Here is a 19,548-nt window from a genome sequence, read left to right as displayed (position 1 = left end):
ATTTAGCTTCCGCCGATGTTTATTGAATTCCGTTTGCGCGTTGTAGTTCACGCACATATGTTACAATCTGCGCGACCTCTTCGTCGTCCACGCCTTTGATTTGTGGCATATTGCCGAAGCGCCAATGATGCGCGCGGACACCATTCTTTGCTGCCAGTGCAAAGGAAATATCCGCGTGGTGGTTCGGCTCGTAAATTTTGTGCACCAATGGCGGCGCAACACCATCCTGCCCGGCGGCGTTTACCCCGTGGCAAGCTGCGCAATTCGCCTCAAATACGTTTTTTCCGACTTCAGCAGCGGATGAAAGCTTCGGTAATTTTACTGCTACCAAAGGTGCGCCTTGCTCCCCGGACGTGCGTTGAACCGAATGCGGATCCTGAGCTGCAGGCATGAAGGCTTTACTGATCGCCACGACAATGCCGAGGCCAAAAAAGCCGATTACAAAATATTTTGGGTTCATTTGGTTGCGATTCCAGCAAAATCATCAATGATCGGACAATCAGGACGGCCATCACCGTGACAATGATTGGCCAGGTTTTTGAGTATTGATCTCAGCGAATTCAGCTCGGTGAGTTTGCGATCTATTTCATTGATCTTGTCGAGCGCCAAAGCCTTTACATCGGCGCTGGCCCGGTCTGTGTCTTCATAAAGCGACAGCAGCAGACGGCACTCCACAATTGTAAAGCCAAGACTGCGTGCGCGCTGTACGAAAGCCAGCCGATGAATATCTTCATCTGCGTAGTCACGGTATCCATTGGCGGCCCGCACCGGCTTTACCAGCTTGATTTCCTCATAGTAGCGGATGGTTTTGGCCCGCAGGCCGGTCGTATCAGATGCTTGACCGATGTTCATGCTTGGCCTCCTCTAACTGGGATTGGTAGAGCTTTTCCATTTCAGCAATCTCGCGCTCGTCAAATCCAATTTTTGCAGCAAGGAACGCGAAATCTGCGTCGTCCTTCCTGTCACTGGATTGGTCGTGCTTCTTACTGGACGGTGGGGTGTGATGTGATTTATTGCGGTTCATAAAAGTCATTTAGGGCTTCCCCCAGCGGTAAGGTCAACCCGTTGTTTCTATTAAGAATAAGTAATCTTTACGACCGCGATCAGCGTGTCTAAATTAAGGCAGCCGGTCGGTAAAACAGGGTTTATTTGATACCGACGACGGTTCTGTAAAATGCGGTTGATCCAGTTCAGGATCACAAAACCTGGCATTGATGTCCCATATGGGATTTTCACCGCTCCATTGTTCATAGCCTTGCTGCGTTATGATACTCACCGGCTTTGCAAATTCAGCTACGTGTCATGTTGAGTATCAGCGCTGCCGCCAGAATTAACGATACCGCAAAACCATGTTCTTCTGCGATGCACGGGCTGCGACCTGCCCTATCCACTGGCTGATTCCTTGCGTGTGAAAATGTCTCCAAAACTTCCGATCTAAGGGGGCACGCAAAAAAAATTTGATTTCTTGGGAACCCTCCAGCGCTGGAAGGTCGTTAACGACCAGAGACATATAAAGGAGATAATCTATGGCCTATTCAAGATTCTTTGCCATGATCGCAACATCAACCATCCTCATGCTGGGTCTTATGTACCTGAATTCCTATGCTTGGGATCATGTATTCTTCAGTGAAACACGCACCTACATGGCCTTGTATATGGGTGCAGTTATGGCGATCGTCATGCTCGCTTTCATGCTCGGCATGTACACTAACACAACGCTTAATATCGGTATTTTCGTGGCAGCCGCGCTTGTGTTCGCAGGGTCCCTTTATCTGGTTCGCAGCCAGGACACGGTCGAAGACGTCTCGTGGATGAAAGCAATGATTCCGCATCACTCAATTGCAATCCTGACCAGCAGCCGGGCCAATATTTCAGATCCTCGTGTGCGCCAATTGGCCGATGAGATCATCAAGGCGCAGGAGTTGGAGATCGCGGAAATGAAGGCGCTTATCGCTGACCTGAATGGTGGCCCGACAGCAACACCCGAAATAGACGGGAAATAATCATGACACAAACGGCTCAACTCTACCGCATGGTGATGGAGGATCATGTCTGTCCTTATGGTTTGAAATCCAAAGACCTGCTTGAAAGGCAGGGCTTTGCGGTGGATGACAATCACCTGTCCTCTCGCGAGGAAACCGATGCGTTTAAAAAAGAACACGGTGTGGACACTACGCCGCAAACCTTCATTGATGGCCAGCGGATTGGCGGGCATGATGCATTAAAAAAGCATTTTGGGCAGGACGTTCGCGAGGAGGGTGAGACGACCTATCGGCCGATAATCGCGATTTTTTCGGTGGCGGCCCTGATGGCATTGGCTCTGGCTGTCGGCAGTCTGGGTACCGTGCTGCATATTCGGGTCCTTGAATGGTTCATTGCCATTTCCATGTGTTTTCTCGCTGTCCAGAAATTGCAGGATGTGGAGAGTTTTTCGACCATGTTTCTGAACTACGACCTGCTCGCGCGCAAATGGGTGCCTTATGGAAAAATCTACCCGTTTGGAGAAGCGCTAGCCGGTATTCTTATGGTTGGCGGCATCCTTCCCTTCCTATCAGTCCCTGTAGCTCTGTTCATAGGAACGATCGGTGCCATCTCTGTCTTCAAGGCTGTTTATATCGACAAGCGTGAGTTGAAATGCGCGTGTGTTGGCGGCGAGTCGAATGTGCCGCTTGGCTTTGTGTCACTGACAGAGAATTTGATGATGATTGTCATGGGACTTTGGATGGGAACAAAGGCTTTTCTTTTGTAATACGCAGTCGCTTTACGCGCAGACATGGCCGATAAATTGGTCTGCACCGCACTGAAACATATTCGCATGATGGATGACGCATTTGCTGCGGCCATGCTTTGCTGGATATTGGGCGTGTTTCACGGGAATAACAGTTTTGGCCTGAGGCTTTTGCTAAAGCAGGGGTTACCGTTAATCGGCCCGCTGCTTTGGCTCAAGTCGCTCCTGCGTGTTCATGCTTCATGAAATAGGAGACAAATAAACCGGTCAATACCCAGGCAACCAGTCCAACGCCCAAAGCTCGCACCACAAACAGCGACCCCAATTCCGGCGGCACAGGCCCTGCAAAACTTTCCGGTTGCGGCGCGCCAATCAAGTGCGGTGCAGCAAGTAAAAAAATTGCCAGGCTCCACATGCGCCAGGATTTACTGAGTCCGATTAACCACATGGCAACAGCGGCCGTTGCTACGGTCAAGAACCACCATATTTGTCGATCAACTATTTCGGCAGCAGCAACACCTGGAACCTCGGGAGCCAGTGAAAAACCCGGCGCGAGTTGCGTCGCAACAAACCCTGACAGTCCCCATAAGAGGCCTTGACGCACCGAGACGCTGTGGCCCTGCTCTTGGGCCAGTGCAATTGCCGCTGCCAGCAAAAAAGCATATCCGATGTAAATCGCCATCGAGAATATGATACTCAAGCCGTCCCGCATGATGTCCATGCCGAGCACATCCTGGGCTGCACTGACGGCAGATCCGCCAAAATGCACAAGTTGGCCACTTTCATACAGTTCAGCATGAAGCAGTATCGGTTGCACAAAGACGAGTTGTAGCGCACCGGCAATTGCACCGGCAGCACCGCCTGCAAACAATGCGCTGATTGCAATACGTCTAAACACAGTTAGTGACAGGGAAAACCGGTAGCATGGCGGGTATCATGCGCCGCATTGTGCAGGACATTTGCCTGCAGGTGCCCCACAGTGAAAATCATCAAAACACCGATAAGTGCTGATGCAAAAATCGGCAATAGACGGGAACTGGAAGTTACACTGGAAGCATTTACGGCAGTCATTGTTTCGGTTCCTTTTACTGTCACACTCAATAATTGGCTTAAGCAACAGCTTGTTAGATTTACCGGCATGCGGATCGTTTTTTACCACACTGCACTGTCCAGGTGTTCAAGTGTTCAGGCGGCGATAATAACGGTAAGAGCTGACTTTATGTGGTTTTCATCCGGTCTTTGCAAGCGCAATGTGCGACTGTCAGAATCTGCAAACCAAGTATGGTTTGGATTGGGGCTGCTAACTATCAAACTCAAAGTTTGACAGCAGCTTATTGCCGCTCAAGTCAAAGGATTTTGGCAAACAGTCGCGGTGTCAACTCGTGGATCAATTATCTCTTCTGTAGCGTGTGCGCTCACACCGCCACCAAGCGGACAATCCAGCATTGGGTCCAATTCACAGCGACGGCTGACCTTGTTCGGCCAATAGGATCCTCATGATGCCGCGGCCTGCTTCATGTGCAGATTGGGCCAAACAGGTTTGGGAAGTGATTTGATTTCAGGTTCGGCGAAGAAGTACCCTTGCATCAGCTCGACACCGAAATCACTCAGGACCTCAAATTCCGCTTGTGTTTCCACACCTTCGCAGACCAATACAATGCCAAGATCCTGAACCATGTTTAATATGTTCTTAACCATGATGCGCTTGACGCGCGATTGGTCGATAGCCCGGACCAGTCCCATGTCCAGTTTGACGACGTCGGGCTGAAACTTTGAAAGCAGGTCCAATCCCGCAAACCCTGCGCCAAAGTCATCAATAGCAGTTTTAAAGCCAAGACTTCGGTAGGTCCGCAGGATATTCAGCACATGCGCTGTGTCGAGACGTTCAACTTCCGTAAATTCAAACAGGATGCGGTCAACCGGAAATCCCGTCCGCATGGCGGTCTCCAGCGTCAGTCTGATGCACGCCTTTGGTTCATAGACTGCATTTGGCAGAAAATTAATCGAAAGAAATGCACCGTCCTGCGCCATACCGAGCTCGGCAGCCAGTTCGATTGCCGTCACTCTGCAACTCTGGTCAAATGCATACCGATTGTCATTTGTGACTTGAGACAGGATAGCGCCTGCGCCCGCACCATCAGTCCCGCGCAGCAGTGCCTCATAGGCAAAGATTGAGGCCGTATTACAGTTAACTATCGGCTGAAAAGCCATGGTCATTGGGACCTCAAAGCCTATGCCGTCACGACAGGCTTGGCATTTTACTCGGCTTTTCATCACAATACCTTTGGGTAACTCATGCTAAAAACATAGAAGCAACCTCTTAAGGTAGGATAAAGCGCTCGGGCCGATATGGACCGCGCGCAGACTGTGTTTTTACCTGTTCTACCCGCGTTGCGGAGCAATCCAACCGGAAAGATAAAACCGTTCGAAGGCAAAGACTGCCGCAATGGCGATGCCCGCATAAAGCACAATGGAAGGATCGCTTTCCAGTTTCATGGCTGTGAACGCCACCAGCACGACCGCATCGAACGCCAATGCCATCAAAATGACCGGTGCTGCCGCGCCGATTTCGTGCCGTTTGTAACGGAAGACACCCCAATGGATGATCATGTCCATGATGAGATAGAAAAACGCCCCCAGTGATGCAATCCGGCCAAGGTCAAAAAACACCGCCAGTATCGAAGCAATAACAACCGTGTACACAAGTGTATGGCGCTGAATGGGTCCCGACATGCCGAAATGGCTGTGCGGAATCATTTTCATATCCGTCAGCATCGCCAGCATTCGTGACACCGCAAAGACGCTGGCCAGCACGCCCGACGCTGTGGCAACGGCAGCGAGAAGCACGGTGAGGTAAAAGCCGACCCGCCCAAGTGCCGGTTCGGCGGCTTCGGCCAGTGAGTAATCCCGTGCGGCAACGATCTCATCAATCGTCAGGCTGGCCCCCACGCCAAAGGCAACGAGCAGATATATGACAACGCATAGCACGATTGAAATCGTGATTGCCCGGCCCACATTTTGATGCGGATCAGTGACCTCAGATCCACTATTGGTGATCGTGGTGAAGCCTTTAAAAGCCAGGATTGCCAGCGCCACGGATGCTATGAATCCGACTGAACTCGTCGTTTGTCCAGACTCCGAGGCAGCAGCAAACTGAAAGCCACTCGACCAGAGTGCCGCAATACCGAATAACGCAATGCCACCGATCTTGATCGCCGCCATCACCAGCGAAAAGAGCCCGACGGATCGATTGCCGGCAATGTTCACGATGAAGGCAAAGACGATAACTGCGACCGCAAGAACCGGAACGAGTGGCCCGCCCGTAATATCAAATGGCCGCAGTACATATGTGGCAAAGGTCCGCGCCACAAGACTTTCTGCAATGACCATGCTGAGCGCCATCAGCAAGGCAGCGCCAGCGGCAACCGCGCCAGGCCCGTAACACTTTTGCAAGATCATCCCGATTCCGCCAGCCGAGGGCCAGGCGTTCGACATCTTGATATAGCTATAGGCGCTGAAGCTGGTCACGACAGCACCTGCGATAAACGCCAGCGGGAACAGCGGCCCGGCAAGCTGTGCGATCTGGCCGGTCAAAGCGAAGATTCCCGCACCGATCATCACGCCGGTCCCCATGGCGACGGCTCCACCCAGTGTGATGGAGCCTTCCTTGTATTCGCTACTTGAATGATCGTGCTGCATTGTGCTGTCTCCTATGCCTGCCCTGGGCCGTATTTATTTTGCCAATTCGCGTGAACAGGACAAGGTTCCTGTCCATCCGCATCAGCCAAAAGATCATCAGTCAGCGGCCCGCCGACATCCGGTCCGCTGACCAGGAAAAGCCGCTTAGCTTCGTGGAAGCGTTCAGGCATCGGAGCCCTGACTGCGGCCATCATCGTGCCGGGCAGCTTTCAGGTGCGGCACAAACGCCGGAACCTTTGCTACGTAACGATTATAATCCTCGCCAAAACGGGCACGGCTGTCTGCCTCTTCACTGCGCGCCAGACGCGCGTACATCCAGATCAGAACCGGGAACATGGCGAGCGTCAGCAAAGTTGGCCACTGCACGAGAAAACCCGCCATGATCAGCACGAAGCCAATGTATTGCGGATGGCGGACACGCGCATATGGGCCGGTATCAGCCAGCCGCCCCTGCCGTTGTGCTGCCCAAAGATGGTGCCATGCCACTGACATCAGCCAGAATCCGCCACCGATCAGGGCAAAGCTCAGCAGGTGGAATGGTCCGAAATGCGGGCTTTCGCTCCAGCCGAACATCATCTCGGGCAGATGGCCACTGTCGTGAGCGAACCAATCAATGTCCGGCCAGGTCGATTGCAGCCAGCCCGAGAGGAAGAAAATAGTCAAAGGGAAGCCATACATTTCTGCAAAAAGCGCGACGATAAAGGCACTGAATGCGCCAAAACTGCGCCAGTCGCGCCGGGTCTGCGGCTTGAAGAAACTGAAAGCGAAAATAATGAACACCGCCGAATTGATCACGACCAGCGTCCAAAGCCCGTAGGCAGAACCAGCATCGGTCATGATTTGTCGACGTCCGGCCCATGCCCGCCGCGCCCTCCATGACCGCCATGACCGCCATGGCCGCCATGGCCGCCATGGCCGCCATGCATGAAGAAATGCATGCCAACGCACAGAAGGAGCGGAAGCCAGAGCAGCCATGCGCTGCCCAGAATATGGATGCGATGTTCGTAGATCAGCATCACGCCACCAATCACGAGCGCGCCGATCAAGTAAATGCCAACCCGTGATCGCCAAAAGGACGGTACTTGCGTCGGCGCGTCTTGCCCGTGCCGATCATCCTGTGCAGGAGGATTTGTCATGCTGGTTATCCTTTCCTCATACCTTGGCCCGCCGCAGCCGCAGCGCATTCAGCACCACCGAGATGGACGAGGCGCTCATCGCGAAAGCGGCAAACATCGGACTGATCAGGATTCCAAAAAGCGGATACAACAAACCGGCTGCAACGGGCACTCCGGAGGCGTTGTAGATCAGCGCGAAGAACAGATTCTGTCGAATATTGCGCATGGTGGCGCGTGCCAGACGCCGGGCGCGGACGATGCCATCGAGATTGCCCTTGACCAGTGTGATGCCAGCGCTTTCAATCGCCACATCTGCACCGGTGCCCATGGCAATACCGACATCGGCCTGCGCCAATGCAGGCGCATCATTCACACCGTCGCCCGCCATGGCCACCTTGCGACCCATATCCTGCAATTCGCGAATGATGCGGGCTTTGTCCTCCGGCATCACGTCGGCGCGAATCTCGTCGATCCCCAGTCGCGCGCCAATGGCCTTTGCCGTTCGCTCATTGTCGCCGGTGGCCATGATAATGTGGAAGCCCAGCCCATGCAGCGCCTTGAGCGCCTCAGGCGTTGTTTCCTTAACCGGGTCTGCCACACTGACCAGACCTGCTACGGCGCCTTCAAGAACGACGAACATGACCGTTTCACCCTCATCTCTGTGCCCATTGGCCTTATCGGTCAGCGCACCGCCCTCCAGGCCAAGATCCGTAATCATCGCCAGATTGCCAAGCGCTACGGCTTTGCCGTCAACGGTGCCTTGAACCCCTTTTCCGGTAACCGCCTGGAAGTCGGACGCGTCGGCCATGTTCACGCCACGCTCTTCAGCGCCGCGCACAATGGCTTCGGCCAACGGATGTTCCGAGCCCCGTTCCAGCGAGGCGGCAAGACGCAACACCTCGGTCTCGTCATGACCGGGTTCGGGTAGAACAGCGACCAGCTTTGGCTTGCCTTCTGTAAGCGTACCGGTCTTATCGACGATCAGCGTATCGACCTTCTCAAACCGCTCCAAAGCCTCGGCATTCTTGATCAGAACACCTGCCTGTGCGCCGCGTCCTGTCGCAGTCATGATTGACATTGGCGTGGCAAGGCCCAGCGCGCAGGGACACGCAATAATCAGCACCGCTACCGCAGCAATCAGAGCGTAACTGAGCGCAGGAGCCGGCCCCAAAAGGGCCCAACTAATGAAGGCCAGTGCTGCAATGACAATCACCGCAGGCACAAAGTAGCCAGCGACCCGATCAGCGTATTTCTGGATCGGCGCACGACTGCGCTGCGCTTTGGAAACCATTTCCACGATCTGCGCCAGCATTGTATCCGCACCGACCCGCGTTGCCTCAATCACGAAGCTGCCAGTGCCATTGATCGTTGCCCCGGTCACGGCATCGCCAGCGACCTTCTCGACGGGCAGGGGTTCGCCTGAAATCATGCTTTCATCGATGGACGAATGGCCTTCCACAACAACACCATCGACCGGCACCTTGTCGCCAGGACGCACCCGCAGACGATCACCGACCTGCACTTCCTCAAGCGGAATTTCCTCTTCGCTGCCATCCTTGCGGATGACACGCGCGGTCTTGGCCGCCATGTCTAAAAGAGCGCGGATTGCCTTGCCGGTCCCCTCTCGCGCACGCAATTCCATCACCTGGCCCAACAGCACAAGTGTGACGATAACTGCCGCCGCCTCGAAGTAAACGCCAACATGACCTTCCGCCGTTCGAAAGCCGCTGGGGAAAATGTCCGGCACCAGCACTGCCACAATACTGAACAGCCAAGCCGCCATCACGCCCATGGCGATCAGCGAGAACATGTTGAGATTCATCGTCCTGAACGAATTCCAGCCGCGCTCAAGGAATGGCCAGCCGCACCAAAGGACCACCGGTGTGCCGAGCACCAGTTCGATCCAGAGCGTGGCACGCTCACCAAAGACTTCGCGTATGGGAAGACCGAGATAGGGCCCCATCGTCAGGATTAGCAGAGGGAGGGTCAGGACAGCACCAACCCAAAATCGCAGTGTGAAATCTGCAAGTTCGGGGTTCGGTTCGTCTCCCGCCATTGCCGCAGATTCCAGTTCTAGCCCCATGCCGCAAATTGGACAGGAGCCAGCATGGGTCTGGCGCACGGTGGGGTGCATCGGGCAAGTGTAAACCACACCGTCATGCCCTGCGGGCACGGTGTCAAAGTCGCTCGCGGGATCTGCACCGGAACTATGATGGTCATGCATGTGATGGTCATGTCCGGCGTGATCATCAACTTCGCTTTCGGGAAGCAGATGCATTCCACATTTCGGACAATTACCGGGCCCTTCCTGCCGCACCTCCGAGTGCATCGGGCAAACAAAGATTGTGGTGTCTGATGTGGCGGATGAGTGATGAGAGTGGTCTGACATTGGGGCGTCCTTCATGGCAGCATGGATAATTTTTACCCCTTCCAGTAACTGGAAGGTCAAGCTATCTGGCAAATGGCATTACAATTTCGACCGTGATGACCCGGCACATGCCGGCCAAAACCGATCGTCCGGTGGCAGATGCCTGCAAACCTGACACCGGCCGCAAGGCGTGAGCTGAGCGGATCAGGCGACGGCGGTCCGGGCGGCGATGGCGTTGAACAGACTGCCGAAAGTCAACGCAACGTACCAGCCGTAGAGAAAGCTTTCGATGAGGCCTATCGCGAATCCCAGAGGCGTCAGCCAGACAAAGCCGGGCAACAAGCCTGCCCAGGATTCGTACATCGCATAGCCAGGGAAGATCAAATCAAAGGCAACGCACACCAAAAAGGTCAGCATCAGAAACAGGCTCAGCGCCCAGCCCAGCGGAATGACAGGCATATGTGCTGCGCCCGGGGTTCCGCTTCTACCCAGACCCATCACGCGCGCGCCACAGCTAACGCGCAAGGCAAGGAAAAGGACCGCCGCGACGGCTGTAAAATACATGAAGGGTACCACGATATCTCTCTCACTTTCTTGAATTGGGTGTCCGATATTGCGTCAAAGATCGCCCAGGACCGGCAATGACCGCCAAAACCGTCAGAACCGCCAACACCGTCAGATGATGCCGGTCCCTTGCCAGGCCCGGTTTTAGTTCAGGGTGTTGCCTTCACTTACGTTGTCCATCATCGAGCCTGCGCCACCCGTCATTCCGCGCATCTCCATCCGCCGCATGGGCGCACCCATCTCGTCTGTGCTGATCTTCCCATCGCCATCAGCATCAAGATGCTGAAACCGGTCAACCATGGCTTCCCGGATCATGGCCGTGTGCAGAGCCTGAAACTCAGGAAGCGACAAGCTGCCGTCACCATCAGCGTCAAATTCGACAAGCCGCGACTGCATTGCGACGCTGGCATCTTCAGACCCAGGCGCGCCCATCATTGTCGAACCCACCATCATACGCATCATGTCACTGTCCATGGTCGCCATGCCCGATGGTGCGCCGGTGCCCATCCCGCCCATGTCCTTGCCGCCCATGTCCTTGCCGCCCATGTCTTTGCCGGCCATGTCTTTGCCGGCCATCATCTGGGCGTGCATACCCTTCATCATCTGCATCATCTGGCTGTGATCACCGCCCATCATTCCAGGGTCGGCGGCGCCAGAGGAAGTCTCACCCGGCGGGTTGGTGCCGTGTCCATGATCAGCCTGTGCGGTTGCGAAACTTGTCGAGGTCAGCAATGCGACAACTGTCGCCGCGTATATTGGAAGGTACTTCATCGTCATTCTCCAGATTGGTGTGATTGTTTGCGGTTTGCGTTTGGAATGCTTGTATTCAGAAGCCTCAACCGCCAGCGCAGCAGCTGCTGGTCGACTTCACCGATTGCGGTTTGGCCGAGCTTTCAGTTGAAGGGCGAGAAGCGGTTTCTGGTTTTTCAGAAGCCGCTTTGCAGCAGCATCCACCTGAATTCGAGGTGTTTTCGGAAACGGTGGCAGTTGTTAAACGGGTTGTCTTGGTCTGGTCCATTTGGGCCTCCTTTATCGGGGTATGATCTGTAGACGCCTCTGGACGCGAGACATTACAAAAAGAATTCCCATAGAGGCTCTAAACCTGCGGTCTTCCACATTCAGAGATCGGCCAGCGCGGCGTCGACACATGCCAGATGGCAGCCTGCGCCAAGTTCAGGCGAGGTTTATGAGATAGAGAAAAAGCTGAAAATCATTGCTCGGAAAAAACCCCGTCTCTCGCCACGGGTCACAATGCCTCTGCGCTGAGCTAGCTAACAGGGCGATGAGCGTTGTTCTGGCAGCCAGCAGGCGGACAGTAACAATCGTCGCGGTCAGATTTGCAGCACGGGCCGCAATGCCGAACAACCGCGTCGCGCAATGCTATACGCGCTCGATAATGACGTACGCCAAGCGCATTGCGATGCAGCCCGAGATCGGCCGCGACGCTTGCGCGATCCTCATCACCGAAATCTATCCTGCGGATTAATGAGGCATCGACCGGACGCAGTTCGGAAATCAGTCCGCCCGCGCAGGAACACAATTTCGCCAATTGATCAGAGGCGTCCTCGGCCCAGGTCTCCGGTTCCCGCGAAACGGCATCAGCAAGGCGGGTCCGCCGAGCATTCTTGCGATAGTGATCGTTCAACGAGGAACGCAAGACCGAATATAGCCACGCCCCCATTCGTTCAACCTCGCGCAGTTGGTCTTTCCGAGCCAACACACGAAGACAAAACTCCTGCAACACGTCTTCTGCATCGGTGCGGTTTCCAAGCCGTTTTGTCAGAAATCCCAGAAACTCGGCACGATTATCTATCAATGCGGTTTCGGTTGATCTCACATTGTCCGCTAAAATCTTCGCAGAGTTGGACATAAGACGAATCCCATTTCAAATGCGAGCCCAGTTATCGGGCGCCAAGGCGAGATAGTCGCACTGATCAAAATTCCACGCTTTGATGCATATCAACGTAAGGATTACGTTCTTAACATCAAGGGATCGTCCAACGGCCAAAATTTGCGGACCCTTTTTCGGAGCCGCCAAATGTGTATTCCGAAGGAAAGCAGGTGGGGGGCTGGCTACAAGGCCGGCGGGCGACACATGCCGGAGCAACCTCCCTGCGATTATTGCCTGCTGAATTTCGTGAACACGTATTCATAGGGCTTGCCAATTTCTGGAACCGCGGTTTGGCGCACCTGTACGAACGCTGATTTTAGTTGATGGTTGTGTATGCCCGTTCCTGACCCGGTTTAGGCCTCAAGCAGGGAGAAGATCACGTCATCGACTGTGTGTTGTCGACAAACGAATGTATGTCGCCTGTTGCGATGCGCGAGGCTTCGTCAAAACCGCGCCAATATCGTTGCTGCAGGTCGGCAACGACGGCGATGCATAGTCGGTGAGGATCGCCGTCGTTGCAGCCAAAGCGTTTCCGCCTATTTTTTATTGATTGAGGACACAGCCAGATTTGTAAGCTTGCTGTTGGCGGCTTTTTCCTGATCCAGAATGCTGGTCAGTAGATCGTGAGCTTCACTGTGTCCGAGAACCTTTGCCCACTCGCGCAAGGTGCCATAACGGGCAATCTCGTAGTGCTCGACAGCCTGACAAGCTGCAATAAGAGCCACGTTTTTCGCAACACCGCTGGCCTCTTCGATGATGCCCTCAGTTTCCTTGATCAGTCCTTCGATCGCGTCGCATTTCACGCCGGACGGTTTTTTTCCAAGGGATTTAAAGACCTTATCCAAGGTCTTGACTTGGTTTTTTGTCTCTTCAAGATGATCGGCTATAGCGGCTTTGAGTTCCTTGCCGTTTGCAGCCTTATGAACTTTCGGCAACGCTTTCGTCAGAGCATTCTCTGCGTAGTAGATGTCTTGAAGTGTGTGTTCGAATGCATCGGAGAGAGTTTTCATTGTGGTTGTTCCTTCTGATACTGGTTAATGCGTGAACCTTCAGCATTGGCATCAGTCGCATGTCCGTCGCGTGACTTAATCAAGTGCAGCGCATGCGCATGACAGAAATGTGTGAGGATGCGGCATGGGAGACGCGGTGCCTGGTCTGTTACAATCAACTGCGGTTCAAGCTGCTAACGCAGGGCAGGAAAGATTGGTTCCGACAATGCACCTTATTTGAACGCAAGATCCGCTCGGTATCTTTGAACTTGAGATGTTGATCATCAAGAAATTGCAGGAGATAAGCAAAAATGGCGCAAAGTTGCAGGCAATGACTTTCGACGGCCCTCTTCCGGGACCGCTGACGGTTGTGCATGACGGTGAGACAGCCAGCATCAACAGGGTGAATTGAGTTCAGACCCCAGACCTCAGGGTCTGGATAACCAGCTTTCTTCCTGTGTCAATTTGCTTTTGGGTCTTATAGTGCTGCCAATGAAATCAAGATCGATACCTTCAATTACCATGGCGGATTAACTGCCATGGTGGGCCTGCCTGAAACCTATTGGAGTTGGGACAAGAACGATGAGCCAAACAAGAGCACTTCTCATAGATGCAGTTGAACGTCTTAAGGATGATAATTTTGAAACGGGCCCGAACTGGAGCTCATGTCATGATCTTTGCCAATCCAGGGAGGGAAGTCCGGACTATGACTGGGTTCATGGATTGGTTCATCTGATCGAAGGCGATAAGTCCAACGCTTCCTACTGGTATCGCAGAGCCGGGAAAACGCAAGCAAGTCATGAACTTGAGCGCGAATGGCAGAGCATTCTCAATGAGCTGAGACAAGAATAATCGGATTTTGAAAAGCAGACTTTGAAACGCAACGGCTGAGCTCACGGGCATTGGTGGTTGGCAGCATCGGGCTCCGCGTCTTGGGGGCTTGCCGCGTCGGGTATGACGGATAATGCATCCTGATAATGATAAAAAAATGGGCCGGCCAATCTCGGGCCGACCCATCCAGAAACTCACACGTTCGTAGCGGGAAATTATTTGGCGGCTGAAGCTTTCAGAATCGCGTCAATGATATCCGACCCATAGTTCTCAACAAACTGGTCCCAGGCCGGGCGCGCTGCTTCCTGGAAAGCAGCCGAATTGACGTTGTCGTTGATTTCCATATCGGCGCTGAGCGTCTTCAGCATTGCTTCTTCGCCGGAGATAGCCAGATTGCGCTGATAATCGACCGCTTCAGCGGCGACTTCCATCATGATTGCCTGATTCTCCTCGGATAGTTCATTGAACGCATCCAGGTTCATGACCCAGCCGACCGGCGAGTAGGCATGTCGCGTGAGAGACAGGAATTTCTGCACTTCGTAGAAGCGAAACGATAGCGTCACCGGAATCGGATGATCCTGACTATCGACGACACCGGTTTCCAGGGCCGTGTAAAGCTCATTGACGTCAAGCTGAATAGGGTTCGCGCCCAACGCTTCAAACATATCGCTCAATGCCTGAGAGTTGTTAACCCGCATCTGAAGTCCTGCGACATCTGCCGGCTCCACGATGGGGCCGCGATCATTGGTCATGTTGCGAAAGCCGTTTTCCGGAAGGCCCAGCAATACCAATCCGAATTCCTTGAATTTTTCACCCAGACCCTTGCCGACATCGCCATCAAGAACCTTGTAGGCAGTCTCGCGATCCGGGAACATGAATGGCAAGGTAAAGGCCCCTGCTTCGGGAACGAGACCCGTAAAATTATTCAGGCCGGCAAGCTGGAAATCGATGATGCCGGAACGGGTGCCGTCCAGCGCCTGTACGTCCGAGCCCAGTTGGCCTGCCGGAAAGATCTGCACGGTAATTTCGCCGTTGGTACGCTCGTCCATCTTTTCAGCGAAGAACTCAGCCATCAGGTGCTGGATGTCGCTTTCGGGTGTGGGGTGTGCAAATTTCAGCACGGTCTTTGCTGCCACTGGTGTGGCCAGGGCCATGGCTGCAGCCAGGACACCTACTCTCATGAAGGTTTTCATTATGTTTATTTCTCCCTTTTAGGCCCCGATGAACCATTTCATCGGAACGATGATGAGGCTTGGGAACGCTATGAACAGTCCCAAAAGAATTAGGTATGCCAGAATGAACGGAGCTGTACCGCGTACAGCTTGCGACATCGGTACGCGGCTGACGCCGCACACAACGTTCAAACCATTACCCACAGGTGGTGTGATCAACCCGATTGACGTGTTTATGACGAACATCAAGCCAAAATAGACTTCGTTTATGCCTGCTTCGCGGACGATTGGAATCATCAGCGGCACGAGGATGAGAACGGTCGGCGCGAGATCCATGACCATGCCAATGGCAAAGACGAAGATCATTATGACCAGCATCAGCATCCGGGGCTGGTCGATCAGAGGGCTCAGCAGATCCGCCAATTGTTGCGGCAACTGCGCGACCGTGATCAGCCAGGCGGCGACCATGGCGCAGCCGACCAGAAACATGACCATCGCTGTCGAGCGTCCTGCAGATATGAGAACGTTGAAGAAGACCTTCAACGTCAACTCTCGATAGATGACGACGGAGATCACGATCGCATAAACTGCTGCGACAACGGCGGCCTCGGTCGGGGTGAATATCCCGAAGCGGATGCCACCAATGATAATGATCGGAAGAAAAAGTGCCCAGATTCCCTCACGAAACGCCTTCAGTTTTTCAGCTACAGAGGCTTTCGGCAGGGTTTCCAAATCTTCTGACCGCATCAGCAGATACCACGTGATCATCAGCGTGGCGCCCATCATCATCCCGGGCGCAATCCCGCCAAGGAAAAGGTCCTTGATCGAAATTCCACCAGCCACCCCGATCAGGATCAGGGGCAAAGATGGCGGGATCACAGGCGCGATAATGCCACCCGAGGCCAAAAGTCCAAGCGACCGCCCATTTGGGTAACCTGCACTCTTCATCATCGGGTAAATAATTGACACCAGCGCGGCAAGGTCTGCCACAGCCGATCCGGACAGCCCCGCGATGAGGACTGCTGTGAAGATGGCGACATAACCCAGGCCACCCTTGCGGTGGCCGACCATGACAATGGCCATGCGCACAATCCGCTGGGATAGCCCGCCGGCAGCCATGACTTCGCCGGCAACCAGGAAGAACGGGATCGCCAACAACGGAAAGCTGTTCACGCCATTGATCATAGACTGCGCAAGAATATCCGCACTGAAGAGGTCCATGGTCAGCATCAGAGCCATGGCCGACAGCAGCAAAGCAAAGGCCACCGGCAGGCCCAGAATGATTGCCGTAATAAGAACGACCAGGAAAATTGTCAGGATCACAGCCGGGGCTCCCCGTTGACGAATTCATCGTCATAGCCACCGTCGAGCTTTGCGTCCGGGTCGATGATGCGGACAAGTGCGATGCCCGTCATCATGATTGATGACAAGACCCCGGCAAGGTAGAAAACCGATGATGGCAGGCCTGTCAGCGGCGATATATTGTTCCAATTGGCCGTTGTTTGGCGCAAAGCGCCCCAAAAAAGCATCAGCACCGAGACCAGAATTATCACATATGCCAGACGACGCAGAACCCCGGCGACTGGTCCGGGAAGCATCATCACCACGTCTTTGACAGCCAGGTGTTCATCACGTCGCAGTGTCACCGCGGCACCAATCATCACAAGCCAGACGAGGCCGAGGCGCGAAAGCTCAACCGACTCTCTCAGCCCGGAAGAAAAACCGTAGCGCAGCACCACATTGACGAACACCATCACGATCATCGCGACCATAATGGCTGCAATGAAGATGTCGGCGACCCTCCAGATCCATCTGAGCAAAGCGTGCATGACGTCCTCTTATTAATTCAGTCTCCCGGAGAAAAATTACTTAATCGTTTAAGCTTTGTCAAGCTCAACTTCCACTGCCGCCCTTCAAAAGAGGCCTGACAGCCTCGAACAAAAGCGCCTCCTGAAACAAGGCATCGCCCACCCAATTATCTGTATGCGCATGTCGAAACCGTTCAATAGAGCCAATCCCGACCCTCTTGTTCAAGAGACCATGTTACGATGCCGTATACATAAGGAAACCTCTTCTGGAGGCATCCCCAAGCATCAGGTTTTCCAAATCAGATTGACCTACTTTATCGATTAAGTTATGAAAGCTATCATGTGTGCAAAAATAGCCCGCCTTACCGGAAATCGGGATTTTTCACGAGGATGATAGGCTAGCAAATGAAAAAACCCGTTCTGGCCAATCGCGTGACCCTTGGCGATATTGCCAAAGACACCAACCTTTCCACGGCTGCGGTTTCAATGGCCTTGCGTGGCGGTTCGGGTGTCTCCTCGAGCACACGGGAAAAGGTTCAGAATTCAGCAGACCGGCTGGGATATATCTATGACCGCAGTGCAGCTCTACTGCGTACAGGGCTATCAAATACAATCGGGATCGTCGTTGGAACCGTATCAAATAACTTCTTCGGCAAATTGGTCAGTGGTGTCGATGACGTCATCGGTGACGTGCAAAAAATTTCGTTTCTGTTGAATACCCGTGAAGACCCCGACCGGCAGAACGACCTTTTGACCCGAATGCGCGAACAATCGGTCGATGGCCTGATACTGTGTCCCGCTCCCGGCACCTCCCGGCATCTCCTGGAAACAATGGATAAGTGGAATATGCCTATTGTTCAGGTGATGCGCTCAGTTTCCGAAACAAAGGGAGATTTTGTCAGCGCAGACTACCAGTCCGGCATAGAGGCGCTTTGCGCCCATCTGATAAGGCTTGGACATACGCATATCGCGTTTGTTGGCGGCGCACTGGATCACCTGGCGACGCGACAGCGGATCAAAGGCTTTCAGACAGCTTTGGGCCGCGCCAGACTGGACGCTGGCCGCATTGTACGGGAGACAAATGATAGTCGCGGAGGCCGAAGCGCAATAGCTGAGTTGCTGGTTGAAGACAATCCACCCACGGCCATCGTCTGTTTCAATGATCACGTTGCAATGGGCGTGATGGCGGGAGTTCGTGCAGCCGGTCTCACTCCGGGACGTGATATTGCGGTGGCAGGGTTTGACAACATAGATGTTGGCGCTGAGGCCTTTCCGGCGTTGACCACCGTTGAAACACACGGTCTGGATATCGGGCGCGAAGCTGGGCAACTTCTGCTGCGTCGCATCGCAGATCCAAAGATGCCCTCCGAGCGCATCATCATTCCAACGCGGTTGATCATACGGCAATCCTGCGGGGCGGATTTGAGTGAAGAGAATGCGCAGAAATGGCTTTAGGCTCTGCCTCACAAATCGCGCATTGGGATTAAGCTCGCGCAAGCCGCTGTATTTTGCAAGCTGATATATTCTGGCGGTGATCTGGCGATTGCTTGATGAATTACGGGTTTTGAAATCATGTGTTTCCTGGTCGAAATCGCAGCTCACTGCGTCATAAGTGTAACAGAACAGGGGCTCGCTCATGAAGTCGGTACTTTGCTACGGTGACTCAAATACTTTCGGATCAATTCCCGGTCGGCCCGGCACGCGCTATGGGTTCAGTGATCGATGGCCAGGCGTTCTGCAGGACATGCTCGGGCGGGAATGGCTCGTTATCCCGGAGGGTCTTTCAGGCCGCACCACCAGCCGCGATGATCCCATTGAGGGGGCGCATCTCAATGGCAGGACCTATCTTCGCCCATGCCTGGAAAGCCACCGCCCCCTTGACTTGATTGTTATCATGCTGGGGACGAACGACCTTAAGGCAAGATTTCGAAGCACGGCCCATGACATTGGCCTCGGCATGGCGGCTCTTGTAGGCGATGTTCGTGAAGTTGCGTTCAGAACGTCTACTGAAGTGCCGGAAATCATACTTGTCTCCCCGCCCCCGATTTTACGAGACCTGCGCACGTGGGACAAAGTATTTGAAGGAGGATTTGAAAAATCCAGGAATTTGGCGAGTGAATATGCGCTTGTTGCGAAGGCACAAGGCGTTGGCTTCCTTAATGCAGGCGATCATGCAAGCTGCAGTCCGGTTGACGGCTTCCACATAGACAACACGGGTGCAAGGAGTTTGGGACTTGCGATTGGAGATTTGATCGGTTTGTGAGTTTCTTCGGATCTCAGCAGCAAACACCCGGCCAAATCAGTGCAGCCCAGTGCGGCACCAATTGTGGGGCACATGCCATACTGCAAAATCTTACTCATCTGGAACACTGAGTTATCAGGG

General features: G+C 53.9%; 22 protein-coding genes. 5 read left to right on the top strand and 17 right to left on the bottom strand.

The annotated features are described in order from the left end of the window. Positions 1-19: 19 nt before the first annotated feature. The 3 genes from RAL91_RS02215 to RAL91_RS02205 are packed head-to-tail and all read right to left on the bottom strand — an operon-like array spanning position 20 to position 1,033. Complete coding sequence (locus RAL91_RS02215; protein ID WP_371932474.1) at positions 20-460, bottom strand: c-type cytochrome; 441 nt, start codon at positions 458-460, stop codon at positions 20-22. Continuing rightward, positions 457-852 carry a Cu(I)-responsive transcriptional regulator gene (gene cueR, locus RAL91_RS02210; protein WP_306259345.1) on the bottom strand — a complete coding sequence of 132 codons (396 nt, stop codon included), beginning with the start codon at positions 850-852 and terminating at the stop codon, positions 457-459. The genes RAL91_RS02215 and cueR overlap by 4 nt, the downstream gene beginning before the upstream one ends. Beyond that, positions 830-1,033, bottom strand: coding sequence for a hypothetical protein (locus RAL91_RS02205; protein ID WP_306259344.1), 204 nt, complete (start codon positions 1,031-1,033; stop codon positions 830-832). The genes cueR and RAL91_RS02205 overlap by 23 nt, the downstream gene beginning before the upstream one ends. A gap of 493 nt (positions 1,034-1,526) precedes the next feature. On the opposite strand from RAL91_RS02205, the gene RAL91_RS02200 reads away from it, so the two are divergent. Both RAL91_RS02200 and RAL91_RS02195 read left to right on the top strand, forming a co-directional pair. Continuing rightward, on the top strand, positions 1,527-2,003 hold the full coding sequence (locus tag RAL91_RS02200; protein ID WP_306259343.1) for a DUF305 domain-containing protein: 477 nt from the start codon (positions 1,527-1,529) through the stop codon (positions 2,001-2,003). Between the two features lie 2 nt (positions 2,004-2,005). Then, complete coding sequence (locus RAL91_RS02195) at positions 2,006-2,749, top strand: glutaredoxin (protein WP_306259342.1); 744 nt, start codon at positions 2,006-2,008, stop codon at positions 2,747-2,749. 193 nt (positions 2,750-2,942) lie between these two features. On the opposite strand, the gene RAL91_RS02190 is transcribed toward RAL91_RS02195, so the two are convergent. From RAL91_RS02190 to RAL91_RS02140, 11 genes are all read right to left on the bottom strand, one after another. Then, positions 2,943-3,626, bottom strand: coding sequence for a CbtA family protein (locus RAL91_RS02190; protein ID WP_306259341.1), 684 nt, complete (start codon positions 3,624-3,626; stop codon positions 2,943-2,945). Positions 3,627-3,628: 2 nt separating this feature from the next. Continuing rightward, positions 3,629-3,799: a CbtB domain-containing protein gene (locus RAL91_RS02185; protein ID WP_306259340.1), complete on the bottom strand. Its 171-nt coding sequence runs from the start codon at positions 3,797-3,799 to the stop codon at positions 3,629-3,631. Positions 3,800-4,222: 423 nt separating this feature from the next. Continuing rightward, positions 4,223-4,945: an EAL domain-containing protein gene (locus tag RAL91_RS02180; RefSeq protein ID WP_306259339.1), complete on the bottom strand. Its 723-nt coding sequence runs from the start codon at positions 4,943-4,945 to the stop codon at positions 4,223-4,225. A gap of 165 nt (positions 4,946-5,110) precedes the next feature. After that, positions 5,111-6,427 carry an APC family permease gene (locus RAL91_RS02175; RefSeq protein WP_306259338.1) on the bottom strand — a complete coding sequence of 439 codons (1,317 nt, stop codon included), beginning with the start codon at positions 6,425-6,427 and terminating at the stop codon, positions 5,111-5,113. 162 nt (positions 6,428-6,589) lie between these two features. Beyond that, positions 6,590-7,264, bottom strand: a complete 675-nt coding sequence (locus tag RAL91_RS02170; RefSeq protein WP_306259337.1) for an isoprenylcysteine carboxylmethyltransferase family protein — start codon at positions 7,262-7,264, stop codon at positions 6,590-6,592. Beyond that, the gene (locus tag RAL91_RS02165) at positions 7,261-7,563 is read right to left on the bottom strand and encodes a DUF2933 domain-containing protein (protein WP_306259336.1); all 303 of its coding nucleotides are present in this window, start codon (positions 7,561-7,563) and stop codon (positions 7,261-7,263) included. Before RAL91_RS02165 ends, RAL91_RS02170 begins: the two co-directional genes overlap by 4 nt. A gap of 16 nt (positions 7,564-7,579) precedes the next feature. Beyond that, positions 7,580-9,931, bottom strand: a complete 2,352-nt coding sequence (locus RAL91_RS02160) for a copper-translocating P-type ATPase (protein ID WP_371932473.1) — start codon at positions 9,929-9,931, stop codon at positions 7,580-7,582. Between the two features lie 183 nt (positions 9,932-10,114). Then, complete coding sequence (locus tag RAL91_RS02155; RefSeq protein WP_306259335.1) at positions 10,115-10,474, bottom strand: hypothetical protein; 360 nt, start codon at positions 10,472-10,474, stop codon at positions 10,115-10,117. Between the two features lie 144 nt (positions 10,475-10,618). Next, positions 10,619-11,245 carry an EF-hand domain-containing protein gene (locus RAL91_RS02150; protein WP_306259334.1) on the bottom strand — a complete coding sequence of 209 codons (627 nt, stop codon included), beginning with the start codon at positions 11,243-11,245 and terminating at the stop codon, positions 10,619-10,621. 496 nt (positions 11,246-11,741) lie between these two features. Beyond that, complete coding sequence (locus RAL91_RS02145) at positions 11,742-12,344, bottom strand: RNA polymerase sigma factor (RefSeq protein ID WP_306259333.1); 603 nt, start codon at positions 12,342-12,344, stop codon at positions 11,742-11,744. 557 nt (positions 12,345-12,901) lie between these two features. Next, a complete protein-coding gene (locus RAL91_RS02140) occupies positions 12,902-13,375 on the bottom strand; it encodes a ferritin-like domain-containing protein (protein WP_306259332.1) in 474 nt (157 codons plus the stop codon). A gap of 561 nt (positions 13,376-13,936) precedes the next feature. Between RAL91_RS02140 and RAL91_RS02135 the strand changes: the two genes are divergently transcribed. Then, the gene (locus RAL91_RS02135) at positions 13,937-14,206 is read left to right on the top strand and encodes a hypothetical protein (protein WP_306259331.1); all 270 of its coding nucleotides are present in this window, start codon (positions 13,937-13,939) and stop codon (positions 14,204-14,206) included. A 194-nt stretch (positions 14,207-14,400) separates the two neighbouring features. Here RAL91_RS02135 and RAL91_RS02130 read toward each other — a convergent pair whose 3' ends face one another. Genes RAL91_RS02130 through RAL91_RS02120 form a run of 3 tightly spaced genes read right to left on the bottom strand, consistent with a single transcriptional unit; the run spans position 14,401 to position 17,186 of the window. Beyond that, the gene (locus tag RAL91_RS02130; protein ID WP_306259330.1) at positions 14,401-15,378 is read right to left on the bottom strand and encodes a DctP family TRAP transporter solute-binding subunit; all 978 of its coding nucleotides are present in this window, start codon (positions 15,376-15,378) and stop codon (positions 14,401-14,403) included. Positions 15,379-15,396: 18 nt separating this feature from the next. Beyond that, entirely contained in the window at positions 15,397-16,680 is a 1,284-nt protein-coding gene (locus tag RAL91_RS02125) for a TRAP transporter large permease subunit (RefSeq protein ID WP_306259329.1), read from the bottom strand. Beyond that, on the bottom strand, positions 16,677-17,186 hold the full coding sequence (locus RAL91_RS02120) for a TRAP transporter small permease (RefSeq protein WP_306259328.1): 510 nt from the start codon (positions 17,184-17,186) through the stop codon (positions 16,677-16,679). Before RAL91_RS02120 ends, RAL91_RS02125 begins: the two co-directional genes overlap by 4 nt. A gap of 384 nt (positions 17,187-17,570) precedes the next feature. Here RAL91_RS02120 and RAL91_RS02115 point away from each other — a divergent pair, with 384 nt between their 5' ends. Continuing rightward, positions 17,571-18,620 (top strand): LacI family DNA-binding transcriptional regulator, encoded by a 1,050-nt coding sequence (locus RAL91_RS02115; RefSeq protein WP_306259327.1) that lies wholly within the window; start codon positions 17,571-17,573, stop codon positions 18,618-18,620. A gap of 181 nt (positions 18,621-18,801) precedes the next feature. Next, positions 18,802-19,428 (top strand): SGNH/GDSL hydrolase family protein, encoded by a 627-nt coding sequence (locus RAL91_RS02110; RefSeq protein WP_306259326.1) that lies wholly within the window; start codon positions 18,802-18,804, stop codon positions 19,426-19,428. Positions 19,429-19,548: the final 120 nt, after the last annotated feature.

Origin of the sequence: Pararhizobium sp. IMCC21322 (assembly GCF_030758295.1) — a bacterium.
GTDB lineage: Bacteria > Pseudomonadota > Alphaproteobacteria > Rhizobiales.
This window is presented reverse-complemented; position numbering and strand designations above follow the sequence as displayed.

Excerpts from the sequence above, each read along its gene's own strand:
- RAL91_RS02110 (WP_306259326.1), top strand. The coding sequence starts at position 18,802 with ATGAAGTCGGTACTTTGCTACGGTGACTCAAATACTTTCGGATCAATT.
- RAL91_RS02130 (WP_306259330.1), bottom strand. The coding sequence starts at position 15,378 with ATGAAAACCTTCATGAGAGTAGGTGTCCTGGCTGCAGCCATGGCCCTG.
- RAL91_RS02215 (WP_371932474.1), bottom strand. The coding sequence starts at position 460 with ATGAACCCAAAATATTTTGTAATCGGCTTTTTTGGCCTCGGCATTGTC.
- RAL91_RS02200 (WP_306259343.1), top strand. The coding sequence starts at position 1,527 with ATGGCCTATTCAAGATTCTTTGCCATGATCGCAACATCAACCATCCTC.
- RAL91_RS02135 (WP_306259331.1), top strand. The coding sequence starts at position 13,937 with ATGAGCCAAACAAGAGCACTTCTCATAGATGCAGTTGAACGTCTTAAG.
- RAL91_RS02145 (WP_306259333.1), bottom strand. The coding sequence starts at position 12,344 with ATGTCCAACTCTGCGAAGATTTTAGCGGACAATGTGAGATCAACCGAA.
- RAL91_RS02165 (WP_306259336.1), bottom strand. The coding sequence starts at position 7,563 with ATGACAAATCCTCCTGCACAGGATGATCGGCACGGGCAAGACGCGCCG.
- RAL91_RS02160 (WP_371932473.1), bottom strand. The coding sequence starts at position 9,931 with ATGTCAGACCACTCTCATCACTCATCCGCCACATCAGACACCACAATC.
- RAL91_RS02115 (WP_306259327.1), top strand. The coding sequence starts at position 17,571 with ATGAAAAAACCCGTTCTGGCCAATCGCGTGACCCTTGGCGATATTGCC.
- RAL91_RS02155 (WP_306259335.1), bottom strand. The coding sequence starts at position 10,474 with ATGTATTTTACAGCCGTCGCGGCGGTCCTTTTCCTTGCCTTGCGCGTT.
- RAL91_RS02195 (WP_306259342.1), top strand. The coding sequence starts at position 2,006 with ATGACACAAACGGCTCAACTCTACCGCATGGTGATGGAGGATCATGTC.
- RAL91_RS02180 (WP_306259339.1), bottom strand. The coding sequence starts at position 4,945 with ATGACCATGGCTTTTCAGCCGATAGTTAACTGTAATACGGCCTCAATC.
- cueR (WP_306259345.1), bottom strand. The coding sequence starts at position 852 with ATGAACATCGGTCAAGCATCTGATACGACCGGCCTGCGGGCCAAAACC.
- RAL91_RS02150 (WP_306259334.1), bottom strand. The coding sequence starts at position 11,245 with ATGAAGTACCTTCCAATATACGCGGCGACAGTTGTCGCATTGCTGACC.
- RAL91_RS02175 (WP_306259338.1), bottom strand. The coding sequence starts at position 6,427 with ATGCAGCACGATCATTCAAGTAGCGAATACAAGGAAGGCTCCATCACA.
- RAL91_RS02170 (WP_306259337.1), bottom strand. The coding sequence starts at position 7,264 with ATGACCGATGCTGGTTCTGCCTACGGGCTTTGGACGCTGGTCGTGATC.
- RAL91_RS02185 (WP_306259340.1), bottom strand. The coding sequence starts at position 3,799 with ATGACTGCCGTAAATGCTTCCAGTGTAACTTCCAGTTCCCGTCTATTG.
- RAL91_RS02120 (WP_306259328.1), bottom strand. The coding sequence starts at position 17,186 with ATGCACGCTTTGCTCAGATGGATCTGGAGGGTCGCCGACATCTTCATT.
- RAL91_RS02140 (WP_306259332.1), bottom strand. The coding sequence starts at position 13,375 with ATGAAAACTCTCTCCGATGCATTCGAACACACACTTCAAGACATCTAC.
- RAL91_RS02205 (WP_306259344.1), bottom strand. The coding sequence starts at position 1,033 with ATGACTTTTATGAACCGCAATAAATCACATCACACCCCACCGTCCAGT.